This window comes from Exiguobacterium sp. NPDC077395 (genome assembly GCF_050269125.1).
GTDB classification, from domain to species: domain Bacteria; phylum Bacillota; class Bacilli; order Exiguobacteriales; family Exiguobacteriaceae; genus Exiguobacterium; species Exiguobacterium aestuarii_A.
In genome coordinates this window covers 1,936,752-1,954,718 of sequence record NZ_JBNNHU010000001.1, presented here as the reverse complement: position 1 = coordinate 1,954,718, position 17,967 = coordinate 1,936,752, and the positions used below count along the sequence as shown (strand labels likewise).

21 protein-coding genes are annotated in these 17,967 nt (G+C 49.1%); 19 read left to right on the top strand and 2 right to left on the bottom strand.

What is annotated here, in order from left to right:
- The first annotated feature begins 81 nt into the window (after positions 1-81).
- The 7 genes from ACQKD4_RS10025 (at position 82) to ACQKD4_RS09995 (ending at position 8,943) form a co-directional block, all read left to right on the top strand.
- On the top strand, positions 82-1,434 hold the full coding sequence (locus ACQKD4_RS10025; protein ID WP_074032667.1) for a sugar ABC transporter permease: 1,353 nt from the start codon (positions 82-84) through the stop codon (positions 1,432-1,434).
- Position 1,435: 1 nt separating this feature from the next.
- Positions 1,436-2,269, top strand: coding sequence for a sugar ABC transporter permease (locus ACQKD4_RS10020; protein ID WP_214696113.1), 834 nt, complete (start codon positions 1,436-1,438; stop codon positions 2,267-2,269).
- A 23-nt stretch (positions 2,270-2,292) separates the two neighbouring features.
- Complete coding sequence (locus ACQKD4_RS10015; RefSeq protein ID WP_214875221.1) at positions 2,293-3,795, top strand: alpha-amylase family glycosyl hydrolase; 1,503 nt, start codon at positions 2,293-2,295, stop codon at positions 3,793-3,795.
- A 55-nt stretch (positions 3,796-3,850) separates the two neighbouring features.
- A complete protein-coding gene (locus ACQKD4_RS10010; protein ID WP_214785373.1) occupies positions 3,851-4,906 on the top strand; it encodes a LacI family DNA-binding transcriptional regulator in 1,056 nt (351 codons plus the stop codon).
- Positions 4,907-5,022: 116 nt separating this feature from the next.
- Positions 5,023-5,436, top strand: a complete 414-nt coding sequence (locus tag ACQKD4_RS10005) for a general stress protein (RefSeq protein WP_427373202.1) — start codon at positions 5,023-5,025, stop codon at positions 5,434-5,436.
- 214 nt (positions 5,437-5,650) lie between these two features.
- Positions 5,651-7,948 carry a glycoside hydrolase family 65 protein gene (locus tag ACQKD4_RS10000; RefSeq protein WP_214785370.1) on the top strand — a complete coding sequence of 766 codons (2,298 nt, stop codon included), beginning with the start codon at positions 5,651-5,653 and terminating at the stop codon, positions 7,946-7,948.
- 146 nt (positions 7,949-8,094) lie between these two features.
- Complete coding sequence (locus tag ACQKD4_RS09995) at positions 8,095-8,943, top strand: YitT family protein (protein ID WP_074032674.1); 849 nt, start codon at positions 8,095-8,097, stop codon at positions 8,941-8,943.
- A 50-nt stretch (positions 8,944-8,993) separates the two neighbouring features.
- On the opposite strand, the gene ACQKD4_RS09990 is transcribed toward ACQKD4_RS09995, so the two are convergent.
- Complete coding sequence (locus ACQKD4_RS09990) at positions 8,994-9,806, bottom strand: Cof-type HAD-IIB family hydrolase (protein ID WP_271305198.1); 813 nt, start codon at positions 9,804-9,806, stop codon at positions 8,994-8,996.
- Positions 9,807-9,968: 162 nt separating this feature from the next.
- Here ACQKD4_RS09990 and ACQKD4_RS09985 point away from each other — a divergent pair, with 162 nt between their 5' ends.
- The 11 genes from ACQKD4_RS09985 to ACQKD4_RS09935 all read left to right on the top strand — a co-directional run bounded on the left by ACQKD4_RS09985 (position 9,969) and on the right by ACQKD4_RS09935 (position 16,716).
- Entirely contained in the window at positions 9,969-10,163 is a 195-nt protein-coding gene (locus ACQKD4_RS09985) for a YjzD family protein (protein ID WP_074032676.1), read from the top strand.
- A gap of 75 nt (positions 10,164-10,238) precedes the next feature.
- Complete coding sequence (locus ACQKD4_RS09980; RefSeq protein WP_427373201.1) at positions 10,239-10,661, top strand: thioredoxin family protein; 423 nt, start codon at positions 10,239-10,241, stop codon at positions 10,659-10,661.
- The gene (locus tag ACQKD4_RS09975; RefSeq protein WP_427373199.1) at positions 10,658-11,437 is read left to right on the top strand and encodes a phosphatidylserine decarboxylase; all 780 of its coding nucleotides are present in this window, start codon (positions 10,658-10,660) and stop codon (positions 11,435-11,437) included. The genes ACQKD4_RS09980 and ACQKD4_RS09975 overlap by 4 nt, the downstream gene beginning before the upstream one ends.
- 125 nt (positions 11,438-11,562) lie before the next feature.
- A complete protein-coding gene (locus ACQKD4_RS09970; protein WP_427373198.1) occupies positions 11,563-12,189 on the top strand; it encodes a YqeG family HAD IIIA-type phosphatase in 627 nt (208 codons plus the stop codon).
- Positions 12,190-12,322: 133 nt separating this feature from the next.
- Positions 12,323-13,435 (top strand): ribosome biogenesis GTPase YqeH, encoded by a 1,113-nt coding sequence (gene yqeH, locus ACQKD4_RS09965; RefSeq protein WP_015880995.1) that lies wholly within the window; start codon positions 12,323-12,325, stop codon positions 13,433-13,435.
- On the top strand, positions 13,432-14,217 hold the full coding sequence (gene aroE, locus ACQKD4_RS09960; protein WP_427373197.1) for a shikimate dehydrogenase: 786 nt from the start codon (positions 13,432-13,434) through the stop codon (positions 14,215-14,217). Before yqeH ends, aroE begins: the two co-directional genes overlap by 4 nt.
- A gap of 6 nt (positions 14,218-14,223) precedes the next feature.
- Positions 14,224-14,520, top strand: coding sequence for a ribosome assembly RNA-binding protein YhbY (gene yhbY / locus ACQKD4_RS09955; RefSeq protein WP_074032681.1), 297 nt, complete (start codon positions 14,224-14,226; stop codon positions 14,518-14,520).
- Positions 14,517-15,086 (top strand): nicotinate-nucleotide adenylyltransferase, encoded by a 570-nt coding sequence (locus ACQKD4_RS09950; RefSeq protein ID WP_214696089.1) that lies wholly within the window; start codon positions 14,517-14,519, stop codon positions 15,084-15,086. The genes yhbY and ACQKD4_RS09950 overlap by 4 nt, the downstream gene beginning before the upstream one ends.
- Positions 15,076-15,633, top strand: a complete 558-nt coding sequence (yqeK, locus tag ACQKD4_RS09945; RefSeq protein WP_214696077.1) for a bis(5'-nucleosyl)-tetraphosphatase (symmetrical) YqeK — start codon at positions 15,076-15,078, stop codon at positions 15,631-15,633. Before ACQKD4_RS09950 ends, yqeK begins: the two co-directional genes overlap by 11 nt.
- A gap of 10 nt (positions 15,634-15,643) precedes the next feature.
- On the top strand, positions 15,644-15,991 hold the full coding sequence (rsfS, locus tag ACQKD4_RS09940; protein WP_074032684.1) for a ribosome silencing factor: 348 nt from the start codon (positions 15,644-15,646) through the stop codon (positions 15,989-15,991).
- Entirely contained in the window at positions 15,991-16,716 is a 726-nt protein-coding gene (locus ACQKD4_RS09935; protein ID WP_047795583.1) for a class I SAM-dependent DNA methyltransferase, read from the top strand. The genes rsfS and ACQKD4_RS09935 overlap by 1 nt, the downstream gene beginning before the upstream one ends.
- 43 nt (positions 16,717-16,759) lie before the next feature.
- On the opposite strand, the gene ACQKD4_RS09930 is transcribed toward ACQKD4_RS09935, so the two are convergent.
- A complete protein-coding gene (locus tag ACQKD4_RS09930) occupies positions 16,760-17,173 on the bottom strand; it encodes a VOC family protein (RefSeq protein ID WP_427373196.1) in 414 nt (137 codons plus the stop codon).
- Positions 17,174-17,328: 155 nt separating this feature from the next.
- Here ACQKD4_RS09930 and ACQKD4_RS09925 point away from each other — a divergent pair, with 155 nt between their 5' ends.
- Positions 17,329-17,925 carry a hypothetical protein gene (locus ACQKD4_RS09925; RefSeq protein ID WP_427373195.1) on the top strand — a complete coding sequence of 199 codons (597 nt, stop codon included), beginning with the start codon at positions 17,329-17,331 and terminating at the stop codon, positions 17,923-17,925.
- The last annotated feature ends 42 nt before the right edge of the window (positions 17,926-17,967 follow it).

Sequence of the window (17,967 nt, the reverse complement as noted above, 5' to 3'; positions counted from 1 at the left end):
ACATGGCGTTCCCCCTCATTTTCTAGCATTGAGCAAACGTTTGCTTGATTGATTTGCTCAAATCGAAAGGAGAAACTGAGGATGGCTGCAATTGCGAACCCTAAAACACCGGACCAACGCCCGGACAAGCCTACAAACCATGCTCGGAACGCGGGACTACTTTCCATCATTCCGGGACTCGGACAGTTATATAACAAACAATACGCGAAGGCGGTAGCGTTCTTTATCGTCGTCGTATCTTATTTTGCCGTAAACTATGATCTATTTTTCAAAGGGGCGGGCGCCGGACCAGGTGACCGTGGAGGACTTTGGGGATTGATCACGCTTGGTGAAGTGCCAGGACCTCGTAACGACCACTCCATCTTCTTGATGGTCGAGGGGATTGTCGCGTTAATTTTACTTTTCTTCGGAATCGCGTTCTATGTTTGGAACATTCGTGACGCCTATCGTGTCGGTCGCGCTCGTGATCAGCATCTAAACCTTCCATCGTTCCAAATGCAACTTCGCAACTTGCGTGACCATGGATTCCCATACTTAATGTTAATCCCATCACTCATTTTGTTAGTGTTTACAGTTATTCTTCCATTGATCTTTACGTTCTTGATCGCCTTCACGAACTATCGCTATAACAACGCACCACCAGCGAAACTCGTCGAATGGGTCGGATTCGAGAACTTCACGCGTATTTTTGAAATCGATATCTTCCGTGACACGTTCGTCGGGGTACTCGGCTGGACACTTGTCTGGACGGTCGCTTCAACGACAGGTGTCATCGCGATTGGGATCTTCCTTGCGGTACTCTTGAACCAAGAAGGTCTTCGTTTCCGTCGCTTGTTCCGTTCAATCTTGATTTTGTCTTGGGCAGTTCCGGCATTCATCACGATCTTGATCTTCCGTTCAATGTTCAACGAATCGTTCGGGGTGTTCAATACGACAATCTTGCCGGCACTCGGTCTTGACCCAGTCAACTGGATGACCGATCCGACAGCTACACGAACAGCACTCGTTCTCATTCAATGGTGGCTCGGCTTCCCGTTCATCATGACGCTCATGACAGGAGTCCTTCAGTCGATTCCTGGTGACTTGTATGAAGCGGCAACGATTGACGGAGCGACAATCTTTGATAAGTTCCGCTTGATCACATTGCCGATGCTCTTGTTCGCGACTGCACCGATCTTGATCACGCAGTTCACGTTCAACTTTAACAACTTCAACATCATCTATCTCTTTAATGGCGGTGGCCCTGCTGTACCTGGACAAACGGCCGGCGGTACCGACATCTTGATTTCTTGGATTTACAAATTGTCTCTCGGTGCCAACCCGCAATACGGACTTGCGGCTGCGATTACACTCATCTTGTCATTCTTCATCATGACACTTGCCGTGATCCAGTTCCGTCGGACAAAATCTTTCAAAGACGAGGATATGATCTGATATGAAAAAACAAAAACGAATCAATTTGGCGATCTCGTATGTCATCTTGACGCTTGCGTCGATCATCATTCTCTATCCGATGCTTTGGGTTGTCGGTACATCATTCAACCCGGGGCGTACGATTACGTCAACGATTATTCCAGCGAACCCGACGTTTATTCACTATAAAAACTTGTTTGACCTAACGATTTCGGATTATAGTTTATGGTATGTGAACACGTTGAAAATCGCTTTCATCACGATGGCACTCTCAGTCGTCTTGGTGACGATTACTGGTTACGTTTTCTCACGCTACCGTTTCGTCGGACGCAAGAACTCACTCGTCTTGTTCCTCGTCCTTCAGATGGTGCCACAGTTCGTTGCGATCATCGCGATTTATGTATTGCTCAACATGCTCGGCCTTCTTGACACACATACAGCGCTCATCTTGCTCTATGCGGGTGGTGCGATTCCGATGAACACGTACTTGGCGAAAGGGTACTTCGACACGATTCCTAAAGAACTTGACGAAGCTGCTCGCATGGATGGTGCAGGTCACCTCCGAATCTTCTGGCAAATCATCTTGCCACTTGCGAAGCCGATTGTCGCAACGATTGCTCTCTTTAACTTCATGGGACCATTCAACGACTTTATCTTGGCATCGCTCGTCCTTCGTTCACCAGAGAAACAAACATTGGCAGTTGGTCTTTACAACATGATTTCGAAACAGTTCGATAATAACTTCACGTTATTCGCGGCGGGTGCGGTTCTTTCAGCCCTTCCGATCGTCATCTTGTTCTTCATGTTCCAACGCTACTTCGTTTCTGGCCTTACAGCGGGTGGTACGAAAGGATAATACTCGTAAAAGGAGGAAGCGATATGAGGCGAGGCGTCGTGCTCGTGCTCCTGTCGCTTCTTTTGTTTCCGACCGTCGTCGGTGCAAAGGAAGCTGCTACTTGGGAACAAGAACGCATGTATTTTATTATGGTCGACCGATTTGTTGACGGGAACCCGGACAACAATGAGCAAGTCGACAAAGATGATCCGAAAGCGTTTCATGGCGGAGATATCCGTGGGGTCATCGAAAAGCTCGATTATATCGAGTCACTCGGCTTCACATCGATTTGGTTGACACCCGTTTTTGAAAATATGCCGGACGGCTATCACGGGTATTGGATTAAGGATTTTTATAACATCGACCCGCAATTCGGGACGAAAGAGGACTTACAAGAACTTGTCGAGGAAGCACACAAACGAGACATGAAAGTCATTCTCGACTTCGTCGTCAACCACGTCGGCCCGAACCATCCATGGGTGGAAGAAAAACCGGAATGGTTCCACGAACAGCTGCCGATCGTGTTCTGGAAAGACCAGGAGCAAGTCGAGACACACTGGTTATTCGATTTGCCGGACTTTAAAACAGAGGATCCGGAAGTCAAATCGTATTTGATCGACGCGGCGAAGTACTGGATTGAAGAGACGGACATCGATGGCTATCGCCTCGACACGGTCCGTCACGTCGATAAGGCGTTCTGGAAAGACTTTGTCGAAGGTGTTCGGTCGGTCGACCCAGACTTTTACTTACTCGCTGAAGTGTTTGACCCGGACCCACAATATGTCGCGCAATATGACGACCTTGGATTCAACAGCATCACGAACTTTACATTCTACGACCGGGTATCAAAAACGATGACGCAACAGCAGGCGAACGTCGATGAAATCGATGTTGCCGCAAGTTATGCCGAAACGTTTTTTAACGACCCGAATCAGATGGCGACGTTCCTCGATAACCATGATGTCGAACGGTTCATGCATATGGCTGAACTCGGCGGTGTGGAATCGGCGGAACGACGGTTACGTCTTGGGTTGTTCGCACTCTATGCGTCACCGGGTATGCCAATCGTCTTCCAAGGGACAGAAAATGCACAGACAGGTGGAGCCGACCCGGCGAACCGTGTCATGACTGAATTCCCGGGAAATGAAGAGTTACACGAATACGTCGCAACGATGAACCGCATGCGTGAAGAGTATCCTGTGTTTGCGACAGGTGAACAGCGTATGATTGCATCGGAGGATGGAATGGCCGTCTTCGAACGGAAAGACGGAGATGACGTCGCGTTATATGCGATCAACATGAACAGTGAGGATCGAGAGATTGAGATCGAGGTCAGTGAAATCGGGGAAGATACAAGACTTCGTGGTCTATTATTCTCACAACTGGTCACAGATCAACGCGGAACGTTTACAATTGAACTATCTGGCGAAAGTGCGAACGCTTACATCGTTGAGGAGTCATCGGTAAATCCGTGGATGATTGGGTTGATCGTTGTCACGATTCCGATTTTCTTGACAGGTTTGGTCATGTGGAAGCGTCGCAAATAAAGATATGACACGCCGAAAGGCACGAATTGAATTCACGGAAGCAGGGGGGAACACCATGCAAATCACAATTAAAGATGTTGCGAAGCACGCGAACGTCGCGCCGTCGACGGTATCTCGCGTCATCGCCAACAGCCCAAGAATCAGTCAGAAGACAAAAGAACGAGTCAGAAGCTCGATGGAAGAGCTCGGTTACCATCCGAACATTCATGCGAGAAGTCTTGCCAACCGCTCGACACAGTCGATTGGTCTCGTCATGCCGAGCGCGGCAACAAAGACGCTTCAAAACCCATTCTTCCCAGAAGTGTTGCGAGGAATCAGTACGAAGGCGCACCAAAACGGTTATTCACTCTATATGACGACCGGTGTGACAGAAGAAGAGGTATTGTCGGGTGTGATCGAGATGGTACAGGGACGCCGTGTCGACGGTGTCATCGTCCTCTATTCACGTGAAGACGACCAAGTCGTCCAATATCTACGTCAGACGAAGTTTCCGTTCGTCGTGGTCGGGAAGCCGTTCGGGGACGCTTCTTCGATTACGTACGTCGATACGGACAACTATTTGGCCGGACGCGAAGTGACGAAGCACCTCTATAATCTAGGTCACCGACGTATCGCCTTCATCGGGGGATCGGACAAACTCGCCGTGACACAAGACCGCCGGAACGGATACGCGACGGCTCTCATGGAAGCGGGCATCCCGGTATGTGAGGACTATATCGCAAGAGCCGAGTTCATGACGAAGGGTGGCGCAAAAGCCGTCCGTGAACTGCTTCAAAATGAAGAGCCACCGACAGCTGTCGTCGTCAGTGATGACATGATGGCACTCGGGGTCATCAGTACACTCAGCGAGATGGGACTCAAGATTCCTGAAGATGTGGCTGTCGTCAGTTTCAATAACGTGTATATCGCCGAACACTCGAACCCGCCGCTCACTTCGGTCGAGATCAACATTTTCGGTCTCGGCTTTGAGGCGACGAATTGCTTGATTGAACAAATTAGCGATAATGCCCCACCATACGGAAAACGTGTCATCGTTCCACACTATTTGGTCGTCCGCCAATCATGTGGACAAAAAAAGAGTAAAGCGGAGACGCTCGAATCAAATTCTTAATCGTCTAGACGGTCTCGCGAGGAGCGAGGTCGTCTTTTGCATATCCTGTTGATTGAAGTTATCTGAAGTGGGGAACATTTCTCACGAACGGATTGAAATTGAAAGGATGGATTGAGATGAGTGAAAAACGATTTGTCGGAACATACGATACGAAAGAGAGCCTGCTTTCTAAAATGAACGAACTGAATGAAAATGGCTACGATGAGGGAGAATTATATGTCGTGACCGAACAGAAAGACGCTGTCCATGTGCTCAAACATGAGACGAACGTAAACGTGGAAAATGGTGACGCGTCTTGGTTAGACAACCTTCAGGACGATACAAGTCAGGGCAAAGATATGAAACAGGCGCTACACGATTTAGGCATCTCAGATGATGAGGTGGAGCGAGCACATGCACAATTGAAACAAGGCGGATATGTGCTCGTCATCGATGAACCTGATACGGGGTTCAATGATGGTCGGAGCGCTCTATTCGAAGGGCATGAGGCGAATGCGGCGTTCGGTGAGGATGAAGAAAATCAAAAGTGATGACCCATTAAGACTGTCTCCGCGAGAGGCAGTCTTTTTGTTTAAAAATGTGATGAAAAAAAGAAAGAAAAAGTTTTATGCAAACGATTGCATTCTCTCTTCAGTTGTGTAAAATGAAAGGTGAGATTAAATACAGCGCTTTCATAGACAAACGGTTGCATGAACTTGTTGTCCGTCGAAGGTAGCCTTGTAGAGAAAAAGGAGTGGCAGACAGATGAAACGATTGTTTGCAGTCGATGAATGGAAAGTAACAGAAGAAGGTCTTCACCCGAAAGAAAACCGTCTTGCTGAATCGATCACATCGCTCGGAAACGGGCACATGGGAATGCGAGGAAATTTCGAGGAAGATTACTCGAATGATACGCACCAAGGATTCTATGTGGCGGGCGTCTATTACCCGGACAAAACACGTGTCGGTTGGTGGAAGAACGGATATCCTGAATACTTTGCCAAAGTATTGAATGCGACAAACGTCATCGGTCTACGCGTCGCGATCAATGGGACACCTGTCGATTTGGCGAAATGGGACGTGAAGGACTTTACACGTGAACTGGATATGCAGCGTGGTGTCCTCACGCGAACGTTCACATTGATGAACGGGACAGAAGAGACAAACGTAGAAGTCGTCCGTTTCTTCTCCATCGTCGACAAAGAAGTATTAGCGATTCGTTACAACGTCACACCGGTGAACTACGAAGCGAAAATCGAGTTCACACCATACTTAGACGGCGATGTCGAGAACGAAGATTCGAACTACGATGAGAAGTTCTGGCTCCCGGTTGACCGTGGCATCGAAGAACGCTTCGGTTTCGTGACGACGAAGACGAAAAAACTCGATTGGCACGTTACGGCATCGATGATTGCGGACGTAGAAGGCGCTCGTTGCGAAGTGCTCGAAGCGACAGACCTCTTCGTGGCGAACAAATTCACGGTCAATGTGACTGCTGGCGAGACAGCGACAGCCTATAAATATGTATCTGTCGTGACGAACCGCGACCATGCGATTGAAGACCTTCAATCTGCAGGGATGAAACGCGTCGAAGCGGCGTTTGAAAAGGGCTTTGAGACGCTTCTCACTGAACAGACGGAAGCATGGCTCGCACGTTGGGAAGATGCGGACGTTCGAATCGATGGAGATATCGAAGCGCAACAAGGAATCCGTTTCAACATCTTCAACATGTATCAGACGTATACAGGTGAAGATTCGCGTCTCAACATCGGACCGAAAGGATTCACAGGCGAGAAGTACGGCGGTGCGACGTATTGGGATACGGAAGCCTATTGCCTCCACTTCTACTTGGCGACGACCAAACCAGAGGTCTCATGGAACTTGCTCAAATACCGTCACAATCAATTGCCACAAGCAAAAGAGAACGCTGTGAAGAATGTCGGTATGGAAGGTGCGCTTTACCCGATGGTCACGATGAACGGGGAAGAGTGCCACAACGAGTGGGAAATCACGCATGAAGAAATTCACCGAAACGGTGCGATCGCCCATGCGATCTTCAACTACACGAACTTCACAGGCGACAAGTCTTACCTTGGACAATACGGACTTGAAGTATTGGTCGAAATCTCGCGTTACTGGGCTAGCCGCGTCAACTTTGTGCCACACAAAGACGTGTATATGATCCTAGGCGTCACAGGTCCGAACGAATACGACAACAACGTCAACAACAACTGGTACACGAACTTGATCGCCGCGTGGACGCTCGAGTACACGCAAGAAGTGTATAACTACTTGAAAGAAGCAGAACCTGCACGTCTCGAAGAGCTCGTGTCGACACTTGGCATCACAGACGCCGAACTTGCGAAGTGGGCGGATATCCAAACGAAGATGTACTATCCAAAAGATGACCTCGTGCCAGATGTCTTCATGCAACAGGATGGCTTCATGGATAAAGAGCAGATCTTGGTGAAGGACCTCGACCCGAAACATCTTCCACTTAACCAAAACTGGTCGTGGGATCGCATCCTCCGCTCAAACTTCATCAAACAAGCGGACGTCCTTCAAGGACTCTACACGTTTGGTGATCGCTTCACGCTTGAACAGAAACGTGCGAACTTCGATTTCTATGAGCCACGCACGGTTCATGAGTCGAGCTTGTCACCATGTGTCTATTCAATCATTGCGGCAGAAGTCGGGTATGAGGACAAAGCAGTTGAACTGTATCAACGTTCAGCACGTCTTGACCTCGACAACTACAACAACGATACAGAAGATGGGTTGCACATCACATCGATGGTCGGCTCATGGATGTCCATCGTTCATGGTTTCGCAGGCATGCGCATCCAAGGGGATCACCTCTCGTTCAGCCCGATGATTCCGAAGGACTGGAACGGTTACTCGTTCAACATGCTCTGGCGTGGCCATCACTTGACGGTCACATCATCACGTGAACAAGTGACAATCCAACAAACAGGTGGTACAGATGTAACGCTTCACGTGTATGGAAATGCAGTAACGGTTCCTGCGAATGAATCGATTACAATTGAAACAGTGAAAGCGTGACCAATTGCTTCATACGAACAAGCCGACCGAGGTCGGCTTGTTTTTGTATGAAAAACTTATCGGATTTCCTGCATATTTGCTGTATGCAGCATGAATAATCTATGTTATCTTGATTCTTAGCTATTTTGAGAAAGGGGAGTTGAAGCTTGACGGAAGCCGTTAAAGAACATACACGAATCGGGGTTGTCTCGATCATCGGAGGATTGTTCGTTGCCTTATCCATGACATTATTTTTAATTCCAGCCGGCGTCTATTCGACAGGATTTACGGGCCTTGCCCAAATCTTGACAGCACTACTAGCTGGTACACCGTTTGAACTAGGGGAAGGACTCTGGTTCTTTATTCTGAACGCACCACTGCTCGTCGTCAGTTATTTTATGCTCGGGCGGAATATGATGATCCATACGCTTGTCAGTGTCGCCTCGGTTACGTTGTTCATTCGTATGCTTCCGCAATCGCAGCTCCTCTCGGACGACCCGCTATTGAACGCCGTATTCGGCGGTGTGCTCTTGGCGATCGGATCGGGGATTACGATTCGGTACGGTGCCTCGACGGGAGGCTTTGATATCGTCGCGTTGATTCTTGCGAAATTCACGAACAACTCGGTCGGTGTTTACCTCTTCTTGATGAACATGATGATCGCGCTCGCAGCAGGTGCCTTGTTCGGATGGCCGACAGCGCTCTACACGATCGTCTTCTTGTATGTGACATCAAAAGTCATCGATGAGATTTATACGAATACGCAGCGTCAGACGCTCTTCATCGTGACGAACCATCCAGATGAAGTCACGAAAGAATTGCATCAACACGTGTTCCGTGGCATCACGCTCATGCCGGCAATCGGCACGTACTCGAAAGTCGAGAAAGCAACGCTCATGATGGTCGCACAACGACACGAGGTTCGTGAAATCACACGGATTTGTAAAGATGCAGACCCATCCGTTTGGATCAATATCTTGCCGACAGAGGACGTCGAAGGTACGTTCCGTCGCTAAAAAGTAGACGAATTACAAAAAGCACCGACTTTTCTAGGTCGGTGCTTTCGTTATGACTTGATCCCAAGGCGTTCTTCTAGGAAGAGGGCGATCCCGTCGTCCATATTTGAAGCCGTCACTTCATTGGCCACGTTTTTCAGTTGGTCGATGGCATTCCCCATCGCGACACCTGTCCCGACATAGTCGAGCATCTCAAGGTCGTTTTCTTCATCACCGAAAGCGATGATCTGTTTCCGGTCGATGTTCAAATGTTTCGAGACTTCCTGGAGTCCGAGTGCCTTCGACGTGTTTTTGCTCATGACTTCAATCATGTGCTCCGGCATGCGCCATTGACGGTTCAATACGGCCTCGGCATGAATGTCGTCAAGCTGCGAGCGGACGTGCGCCACGTGGTCTTTTGTCGCGTGAATCAATAGTGACGTCGGCTCATCTTGCAAGTGCGTCAACAAGTTACCAGACGTGACGCTGAGCGCACGTTCTGCATACGGGCTGTAAAACTCTTGCGGGTCTTTTTGGAAATAAACGTGGTCGGTCACTTCGACGACGATGTTATGGGCTTTCGTATCGGCGACCTCTTCTATGATATCGTGTGCGGTTTTGAGTGGAATCGGGCGGTGTGTGACCGCATAATTCGCATCTTTCGGATGATGCACGAGGGCACCGTTGAAATTGACGAGCGGAGTCGTCAATCCCATTTGCTCATAGTACATGATGGAATGGCGCTTTGGACGCCCTGTCGCGATCATGACTTCATGACCAGCTTCACGTGCCGCTTGAAGGGCGCGGAGATTTCGTTCACTAATGGTTTTATCATCTCTTAATAACGTTCCATCTAAATCAACTGCGATTAAATAACGTGACATCAGTCATCCTCTTTTCTTCACAATGATGTTTCTACGACCGTATCACATTTTTCGATTATACGGAAAGAATATACAATCGAAGTCGCATATTCCATTCGAACAATGCTATACTAATGTCGTATGAATTTTTACGAATCATCTGTGAGATGGAGGGGACGTTCAATGCGTTATTTAGTGACATTGATCTGGGCGATTGTGCTCTCAAATACAGCGGTGTTTATCATTTCTGCTGTTGATGGTGTAGAGTTCAACGCGATGCTCGCGACAGGATTTGGCGTGGCCATCACAATCTTCGTTGCACTTCTCGATGTCTTAAACCAAGACATGGGAATCAGCGACGTTGCACAAGAGAAGTAAGCCGTCTACAATCAAACTGACTCGTGCATGAGTCAGTCTTTTTTCTTTATCTAACATAAGAGGAGGATCATGCATATGAAAAACCCTGAAAAACGCGCGAATTTTATCACGTTCGCCATCATCGGAACGATTATCGTCATCGGAATCGGTCTGTTGTTCTTTTTAAACGGAGCCAATGAAGAAGAGGGCGTCAATGCCGTCACTGCAGACGAATTGCAGCAACAGTTAGACCAGGACGGTGAGGTTGTCGCTTACTTCTGGCAAACAGGTTGTGAATATTGTGAGCAAGTGAAACCGTATGTCGAACCACTCATCGAAGAATACGATGCGGTCTCAATCAACTTGGCAGACCATAACGTATGGGAAACATACGGCATCAATGGAACACCGACAATCATCCGATTCGAAGATGGAAAAGAAGTTGGTCGCATTGAAGGTGCGGTTTCTGAACAGCAATACGAAACATTCTTTAAAAATGAGGAGGCAAAAGAGGAATGAAGCGTCGTTTCTACCAAACGTTATTTGAGTTGAACGCCTCGCCTTGGATTGCCACACGCCTGAAACGCTTTGCGGAATCAAGCGTGAGTCGCCACTTGATTCCTTCATTTGCCAAAGTGTATAACATTGCGGTGGAGGAAGCAGAACAACCGCTTGCTGCGTATCCATCACTGCATGCGTTCTTTACCCGTCACTTGAAACCGGGAGCGCGTACGATCGATGAGTCTTCCGAGACACTCGTTTCACCGTGTGACGGAAAGTTATCGGTCATCGAATCGATCTCAGAGGATAGCCGTTTTGAGGTGAAAGGTCAGTCGTATACACTTGCGGAATTACTTGGTTCTCAACAAGAGGCGAGACGTTATGCAGGTGGAACGGTCGTTGTCCTGTACCTCAGCCCGCGCGATTATCACCGCGTCCATACGCCTCTCTCGGGTCGCGTGCTCAGTCACTACGAACTTGGGGACCGCTCGGCACCCGTAAACGAGCTTGGATTGACGGAGACGGTGAGACCCCTCTCTCGTAACTACCGTCGTGTGACACGTTTTGACAGTCCAGCTGGGACGTATGAGCATATCATGGTCGGTGCCTTGAACGTGAACACGATTGAGTGGACGCTCGAGGGCGATCAAGCGGAAAAGGGGCAAGAAGTCGGATACTTCTCATTCGGTTCGACGGTCGTGCTTTGTTTTGAGAAAGATGCGATTCAAATGGACCATGAAAAAATGGGCCCGGTTCGACTCGGTGACGTCATCGGGACGATCAAATCCAACTAATTTTGTATCAATTTTCTTCCGACCGAACGATAGACTAGTCGTTTGGTCGGTTTTCGTTTACGATAGAAGGGATATCAATACTTGTATAAGTAGTTGAATCGTTTAGCTAATTGGAGGAATTTTACGTGTTTAATCGACTTTATCCGAAACAGTTCGTCGCGACTGTGTTTGACATCGACTTACAAGAATTGAAAGACCGTGGGGTACGCGTCATTTTGACCGACCTTGATAATACACTCGTGGCGTGGGACGTTCCGCATGCGCCTGAGCTTTTATTGATGTGGCTTGAAAAAGTGAAATCATACGGTTTCGATGTGATTGTCGTATCAAATAATAACGAGAACCGTGTACGAACGTTTACGGAGCCGCTTGGCCTTCATTATGTCGCTCGTGCCAAGAAGCCGTTACCATCCGGTTTCAAAGAGGCGCTCGCAAAATACGGCTATTCACCGAAGGAAGCCATCTTCTTAGGGGATCAGTTGTTTACGGACGTACTCGGTGCGAATATGGCTGGCATCCATGTCATCCACGTTCAACCGGTCGTTAAAACGGACGGACTCGTCACGAAATTCAACCGGATGCTTGAGAAGGTTGTCTTCGCACATATGAAGCGTCGCGGGAAGTATGTATTGATCACGAAAAAAGTGGAAGAGATTGCTGTCGACGCACAGCGGGCGAAAGTCGCGGTTGCTGAAAAAATCGGCGAAGCGATGCATCCACATTCCAAAGATTCACATAAAAAAGATGAATAAGACCTCGAACGCACAGGAAGAAGGAGGCTGCCCATGTACGGCGACCAAGGCGTCGGAATTAACGCTTCAGGAGTAGCAGCGAGGTGCTACGGCGAATGAAGAAGGGGAAACCTGAACGGCAGTAAGCACAACTATGGAAGAAACTAAACGATATTGCGCTGGGTGCGGCGTAGCCATCCAAACGGAAGACCCGAACGGGGTCGGCTATGCACCAAAATCGGCACTTGACCGAGAAATCGTCATTTGCCAACGTTGTTTCAAATTAAAGCATTATAACCAAGTCCAAGATGTCGAGTTGTCAGATGATGACTTCTTGCGCATCTTGAACGGCATCAGTTCTAAAGAGGCACTCGTCATCAAGATTGTCGATATTTTCGACTTCAATGGCAGTTGGCTCCCGGGCCTACAACGCTCAGTCGGGTCGAACCCGGTCCTCTTAGTCGGGAACAAGGTAGACTTGTTGCCGAAATCCGTCAACCCGAACCGAATGGCGAACTGGATGAAGGCGGAAGCGAAAGAGCTCGGTTTGAACCCGATTGACGTTCATTTGATCAGTGCGAAAAAAGGACACGGGATCGATGAACTCGCGGAGAAGATTGAATATTACCGTAAAGGCAAAGACGTTTTTGTCGTCGGTTGTACGAATGTCGGGAAATCGACACTCATCAACCAGGTGATCAAGCGTTTCGGTGAAGAGGATGAAGCCATCATCACCGTCAGTCATTTCCCGGGAACGACGCTTGACTTGATCGACATCCCACTCGATGATGATGCGAACTTGTACGATACACCAGGGATCATCAACCGTCATCAAATGGCGCATTACGTCGATGCGAAAGATTTGAAGACAATTACGCCGAAAAAAGAAATCAAGCCACATGTGTTCCAATTAAACCCGCAACAGACGCTCTACTTTGGCGGTTTGGCACGCTTGGATTACTTGGAAGGCAATAAACGATCGTTCGTCATCTATATGTCAAACGAGTTGAAAGCACACCGTACGAAACTCGAACGCGCGGATGAGCTCTATGACCAGCATATTGGGAAAATGCTCAATCCACCGAACGAGAAGACGCTCGAAATCTTACCACCACTCGTACGCCATGAATTCAGCTTACGAGACGGTGTGAAGACAGACATCGTGTTCAGTGGCCTCGGATGGGTCGCGATTCACGGTAAAGGCGGTCGCATTGCGGCTTGGGCTCCGAAAGGCGTCGCAGTCACACTCCGCGAGGCGCTCGTATGAATCTGGCTGTCATCGGCCACCCGATTGCTCATTCGCTCTCTCCCCAGCTGCACGAGCAGTGGTTGAGGGCGTCTGGGCTTTTCGGGCGTTATGAGGCCATTGACGCCATGAAGAGCGACTTATCAGCACTGTTCGAAGCGATGCGGGACGGAGAATGGGACGGATTCAACGTCACCATTCCGTATAAAGAAGCAGTCGTTCGTTACGTCGATGAACTCGATGAGGCAGCGAAACTTGCCGGTGCTGTCAACACGGTGTATAAGCGAGACGGACGCCTTGTCGGAACGAATACAGACGGTGCAGGGCTCGTTCAAGCACTGACACCGTTCACCGATTGGACAGGACAAGTCCTCGTCATCGGTGCAGGTGGGGCTGCGCGTGGAATCGTACAGGCACTACCGACGCGTCAGGTGACGATTGTCAATCGGACAGTCGAACGGGCAAAAGAACTCGCAGACGTGTTCGATGTCACGTACACGACGTTCGAAAAGGTCGACGTCTCGCAATATGGGGTCATCATTCAGACCACTTCTGTCGGCATGGACAAGAGCTCGACACCACTTTCATTAGAAGGACTACGACAAAACACGGTCGTTTGTGATATCATATATCGTCCACTTGTCACCCCGATGCTTCGTGAAGCGAAACATCGCGGGGCCATCATTGTGACAGGGGTAGCCATGTTCGTCGGGCAAGGCGCGCTCTCGTTCGAAAAATGGACGGGCGTGAAACCGGACGAAACCATCGGAAAAAAGTTAATCGAAGGATTATTGGAGGAATAATATACTATGCTATCAGGTAAACAAAAACGCTTTTTACGCGCAGAAGCGCACCATCTCTCACCAATCTATCAAGTTGGGAAGAATGGGGTCAGCGAAGCGATGTGTAAAGATATCGTGGACGCACTCGAAAAACGCGAATTGATCAAAGTTCAAGTACTTCAAAACTGCATGGACACGCCAAAAGACGTGGCCGGCGAATTATCAGAAGGTACAAAAGCTGAGGTTGTTCAAGTCATTGGTAAAGTCATCGTCTTATACAAAGAGGCGACTGAGAAAGAAAATCGCCAAATCAAACTCCCATGAGCCGCATCGGTTTGATGGGGGGCACGTTCGACCCGCCGCATCTCGGACATCTGTTGATTGCCGAACAAGCTCGCGAACAACTTGAGCTCGATGAAGTCTGGTTTTTACCGGCTGCGATTCCGCCACACAAGGTCGGCTTCAGCTCGGCAGACCATCGAATCGAGATGACCCGCCGCGCCATTCAAGGTCAGTCAGACTTCAAGCTGAACTTGATTGAATTTGAACGGAGTGAGCCGTCTTATACGGTGGAGACGATGAAGCGGTTGATCGAACAGCATCCAGACGATACGTTCTATTTCTTGATTGGAGCGGATTCGCTCGTTGCACTCGAGTCGTGGCATGACTATGAGACACTTATCCGACTCGTCGCATTCGGCGCCGTCGCCCGTCCTGGGACGCGTTACTTGATCCCGGAGAAGGCGGACGTTCGTCCGATCGATATGCCACAACTTGAGATTTCGTCCACCGATATTCGAGAGCGGGCGAAGCGAGGCAAATCCATCAAATATTTGGTCCCGGCGCTTGTCGAGACGTATGTGAAGGAGCATAAGCTGTATGACGTTTGAAGAAGCGCATGAGTTGATTAAACAGACGCTACCAGAAAAACGCTATATTCATACGCTCGGTGTCGTCGAGACGGCAGAGCGGATGGCGGTTCAGTACGGCGAGAACGTCGAAGAGGCTCGTCTAGCAGCGATGCTTCATGACTACGCCAAGTACTTTGACACGGAAGAGATGCGTCAAGTCGTCATCGAAGAGGGACTTGATTCAAGCCTTCTTGAGTACGGGGACGAGTTGTTGCATGCGCCGGTCGGTGCGATCTTGCTTGCCCGTCAGTATGAACTCGAGGAAACCGTACTATCGGCGATTCGGAATCACACGACGGGAGAGCCTGGGATGTCTCGTCTCGATCAAATCCTGTTCGTGGCCGATGCCATCGAACCGAATCGGAATTATCCAGGGGTTGATCGCCTGCGAGTAGAGGCAGCGCATTCGCTCGAAGGGGCGGTTGTCGCGACACTGCGCCAAACGATTGAATTTTTATTGAAGAAGTCGGTGCGCATTTTTCCACTGACGATTGAAACGTATAATGATTTTGTGAATACACCTTAGGAGGGTCAATATGACTGCAAGAGAAGAATTAGAATTGATTGTAAAAGCGGCTGACGATAAACGTGCCGAGGAAATCGTCGTACTCGACATGGAAGGGATCTCGCCGATCGCGGATTACTTCGTCATCTGTCACGGGAACTCGGAGAAGCAAGTCGAAGCGATCGCGCGTGAGATCAAAGATGTCGCTGGCGAAAATGACCTACCACTCCACAAGTTTGAAGGAATGGACACGGCACGTTGGGTACTCGCTGACCTCGAAAACGTCGTCGTCCACATCTTCCATCGTGACGACCGTGATTACTACAACCTAGAGAAATTGTGGGCTGACGCGCCGCACGTCGAAGTGGAAGTCGGCTAATGGCATACGAAGGATTCGCCTATGTATACGACGAGTTAATGAAAGACGCGCCGTATGATGAGTGGGTCGCTTTCGTGCGTCGTCACGTCCAAGATGGCGCGACACTCGCGGATGTCGGATGTGGGACAGGATCGGCTACGATTCGCCTCGCCGAACATTACGACGTGATGGGGATCGACTTATCGGAGTCGATGCTCGAAGTCGCACAAGAAAAGGCACTCGAAGCAGAAATCGAGTTGCCACTTTGGGAACAAGATATGCGTGAGTTGGAGTTACCGGAACCGGTCGATGCGGTGACGATCCTCTGTGACTCACTCTGCTATCTACGGGATGAGGCAGATGTGATCGATACGTTCGAATCTGTCTACAACCAACTCAAACCGGGCGGGCTTTTCATCTTTGATGTCCATGCGCCGAATAAGATGCAGACGCTCTTCAACCAAAAGACGTACGCGTCAAACGGGGAAGATTGCTCGTATATCTGGTTTGCCGACCCGGGAGAGGCACCGCTCTCGGTCGTTCACGATTTGACGTTCTTCGTCGCGCTTGAAGACGGGACGTACGAGCGGATCGAGGAGACGCATGAGCAACGGACATATGAACCAGGGCAGTACATGCAATGGTTGATTGGTGCTGGGTTCCACGTCAAATCGGTCACATCTGATTTTACCGAACATGCACCGGGAGCGGATGCGGAGCGCATCTTCTTCGTAGCCCAAAAATAAGCAAATCCCCGATTCGTTAAGGATCGGGGATTTTTTGTCGTTCTTATGCTTCGTGGCTAAACTGCCATTGGACACCGAACTGATCTTCGAGCATGCCATACGCTTTGCTCCAAAACGTCTCTTGAAGCGGCATCAAGACACGGCCGTTCACAGAGAGCGCTTCGAACTCACGGTGGATGGCATCGAGGTCGTCCGTGACGACGGCGAGTGTGACGTTGTCTCCGAACGTGACCGGTCCGTCAGGCATCGCATCAGAAAACATGAGCGATGAGCCATGAATCGATAGTCGGGTATGCAGCACGAGATTGGCCATTTCACTCGGCACCGGTTGACCGTCTGGACCAGGTTGGTCACCGAACGTCATGATGTCTGGAGCAGCATGGTTGAATACGTTCGCATAGAAGTTCACGGCGTCACGGCAATTCCCATTAAAGTTGAGATACGGATTGATCGGCATAGCAAGTTCCTCCTCGGATTCATAATATACATTATAGAACATATGTTCGTGAAAAGCAAGTAAGTCCAACTAAATTCGATTGTGTGGTTGAACACGATTAAGAGTTGGGAATAAAGCTTATAGAGAACAAACTAGACGAAAGAAGGCGAAGTAACATGAAGCTCTCGAAAGGGCGTATCCTCGAATTCGGATTCGTCTTGTTCATGGCGGTCATGCTCGTGACATCAATCATTGAAGAATCCTGGTTCGATGCGAGTGTGGCGGGAGCCGGGATCATCTCTGGTCTCATCCCGTTTTTCATTGAGAAGATGTTCAAAACAGAGCTCGATAGCAAGATGAAGGTCGCATATATCCTGTTCTTATTTGCCTCACAGTATTTAGGGTCCATCGTCGGGCTGTACGGGAACGGCTGGTGGGACACATTCCTTCATCTTTTGAGCGGTATCTTTCTCGCATTTTTAGGGTTCGACTTTTTCAGTCGACTCGATGACGATATTCGAACCGAAATTCCGAAACGATTTTTATTCGTCTATATCGTCGTCTTTTCTATGGCTGGTGCGGCGCTTTGGGAGATGTATGAATTTACATCCGACGTCGTCTTAAACACAACGATGCAAGGGAACGGGAACGACGATACGATGGTCGACATCATCGCTGGGTCACTTGGTGGAGTGCTCGCCGCGTTCTTCGTCGTCACGCTTCATCAACGTGAAAAAGCCAAACAAAAGAGACACATGAAAAAAAGTTCGTGATTCACGAGCTTTTTATTTGTAATCATTCTAATTTTTTATTAA

What these genes read in the sequence shown, in the direction of transcription:
- ACQKD4_RS09935 (WP_047795583.1), top strand. Translation starts at nt 15,991, where the DNA reads ATGGCATACGAAGGATTCGCCTATGTATACGACGAGTTAATGAAAGAC.
- ACQKD4_RS09950 (WP_214696089.1), top strand. Translation starts at nt 14,517, where the DNA reads ATGAGCCGCATCGGTTTGATGGGGGGCACGTTCGACCCGCCGCATCTC.
- ACQKD4_RS09930 (WP_427373196.1), bottom strand. Translation starts at nt 17,173, where the DNA reads ATGCCGATCAATCCGTATCTCAACTTTAATGGGAATTGCCGTGACGCC.
- yhbY (WP_074032681.1), top strand. Translation starts at nt 14,224, where the DNA reads ATGCTATCAGGTAAACAAAAACGCTTTTTACGCGCAGAAGCGCACCAT.
- ACQKD4_RS10005 (WP_427373202.1), top strand. Translation starts at nt 5,023, where the DNA reads ATGAGTGAAAAACGATTTGTCGGAACATACGATACGAAAGAGAGCCTG.
- ACQKD4_RS10020 (WP_214696113.1), top strand. Translation starts at nt 1,436, where the DNA reads ATGAAAAAACAAAAACGAATCAATTTGGCGATCTCGTATGTCATCTTG.
- ACQKD4_RS10010 (WP_214785373.1), top strand. Translation starts at nt 3,851, where the DNA reads ATGCAAATCACAATTAAAGATGTTGCGAAGCACGCGAACGTCGCGCCG.
- ACQKD4_RS09980 (WP_427373201.1), top strand. Translation starts at nt 10,239, where the DNA reads ATGAAAAACCCTGAAAAACGCGCGAATTTTATCACGTTCGCCATCATC.
- yqeH (WP_015880995.1), top strand. Translation starts at nt 12,323, where the DNA reads ATGGAAGAAACTAAACGATATTGCGCTGGGTGCGGCGTAGCCATCCAA.
- yqeK (WP_214696077.1), top strand. Translation starts at nt 15,076, where the DNA reads ATGACGTTTGAAGAAGCGCATGAGTTGATTAAACAGACGCTACCAGAA.
- ACQKD4_RS09925 (WP_427373195.1), top strand. Translation starts at nt 17,329, where the DNA reads ATGAAGCTCTCGAAAGGGCGTATCCTCGAATTCGGATTCGTCTTGTTC.
- ACQKD4_RS10015 (WP_214875221.1), top strand. Translation starts at nt 2,293, where the DNA reads ATGAGGCGAGGCGTCGTGCTCGTGCTCCTGTCGCTTCTTTTGTTTCCG.
- ACQKD4_RS09990 (WP_271305198.1), bottom strand. Translation starts at nt 9,806, where the DNA reads ATGTCACGTTATTTAATCGCAGTTGATTTAGATGGAACGTTATTAAGA.
- ACQKD4_RS10000 (WP_214785370.1), top strand. Translation starts at nt 5,651, where the DNA reads ATGAAACGATTGTTTGCAGTCGATGAATGGAAAGTAACAGAAGAAGGT.
- ACQKD4_RS09975 (WP_427373199.1), top strand. Translation starts at nt 10,658, where the DNA reads ATGAAGCGTCGTTTCTACCAAACGTTATTTGAGTTGAACGCCTCGCCT.
- ACQKD4_RS09985 (WP_074032676.1), top strand. Translation starts at nt 9,969, where the DNA reads ATGCGTTATTTAGTGACATTGATCTGGGCGATTGTGCTCTCAAATACA.
- ACQKD4_RS10025 (WP_074032667.1), top strand. Translation starts at nt 82, where the DNA reads ATGGCTGCAATTGCGAACCCTAAAACACCGGACCAACGCCCGGACAAG.
- rsfS (WP_074032684.1), top strand. Translation starts at nt 15,644, where the DNA reads ATGACTGCAAGAGAAGAATTAGAATTGATTGTAAAAGCGGCTGACGAT.
- aroE (WP_427373197.1), top strand. Translation starts at nt 13,432, where the DNA reads ATGAATCTGGCTGTCATCGGCCACCCGATTGCTCATTCGCTCTCTCCC.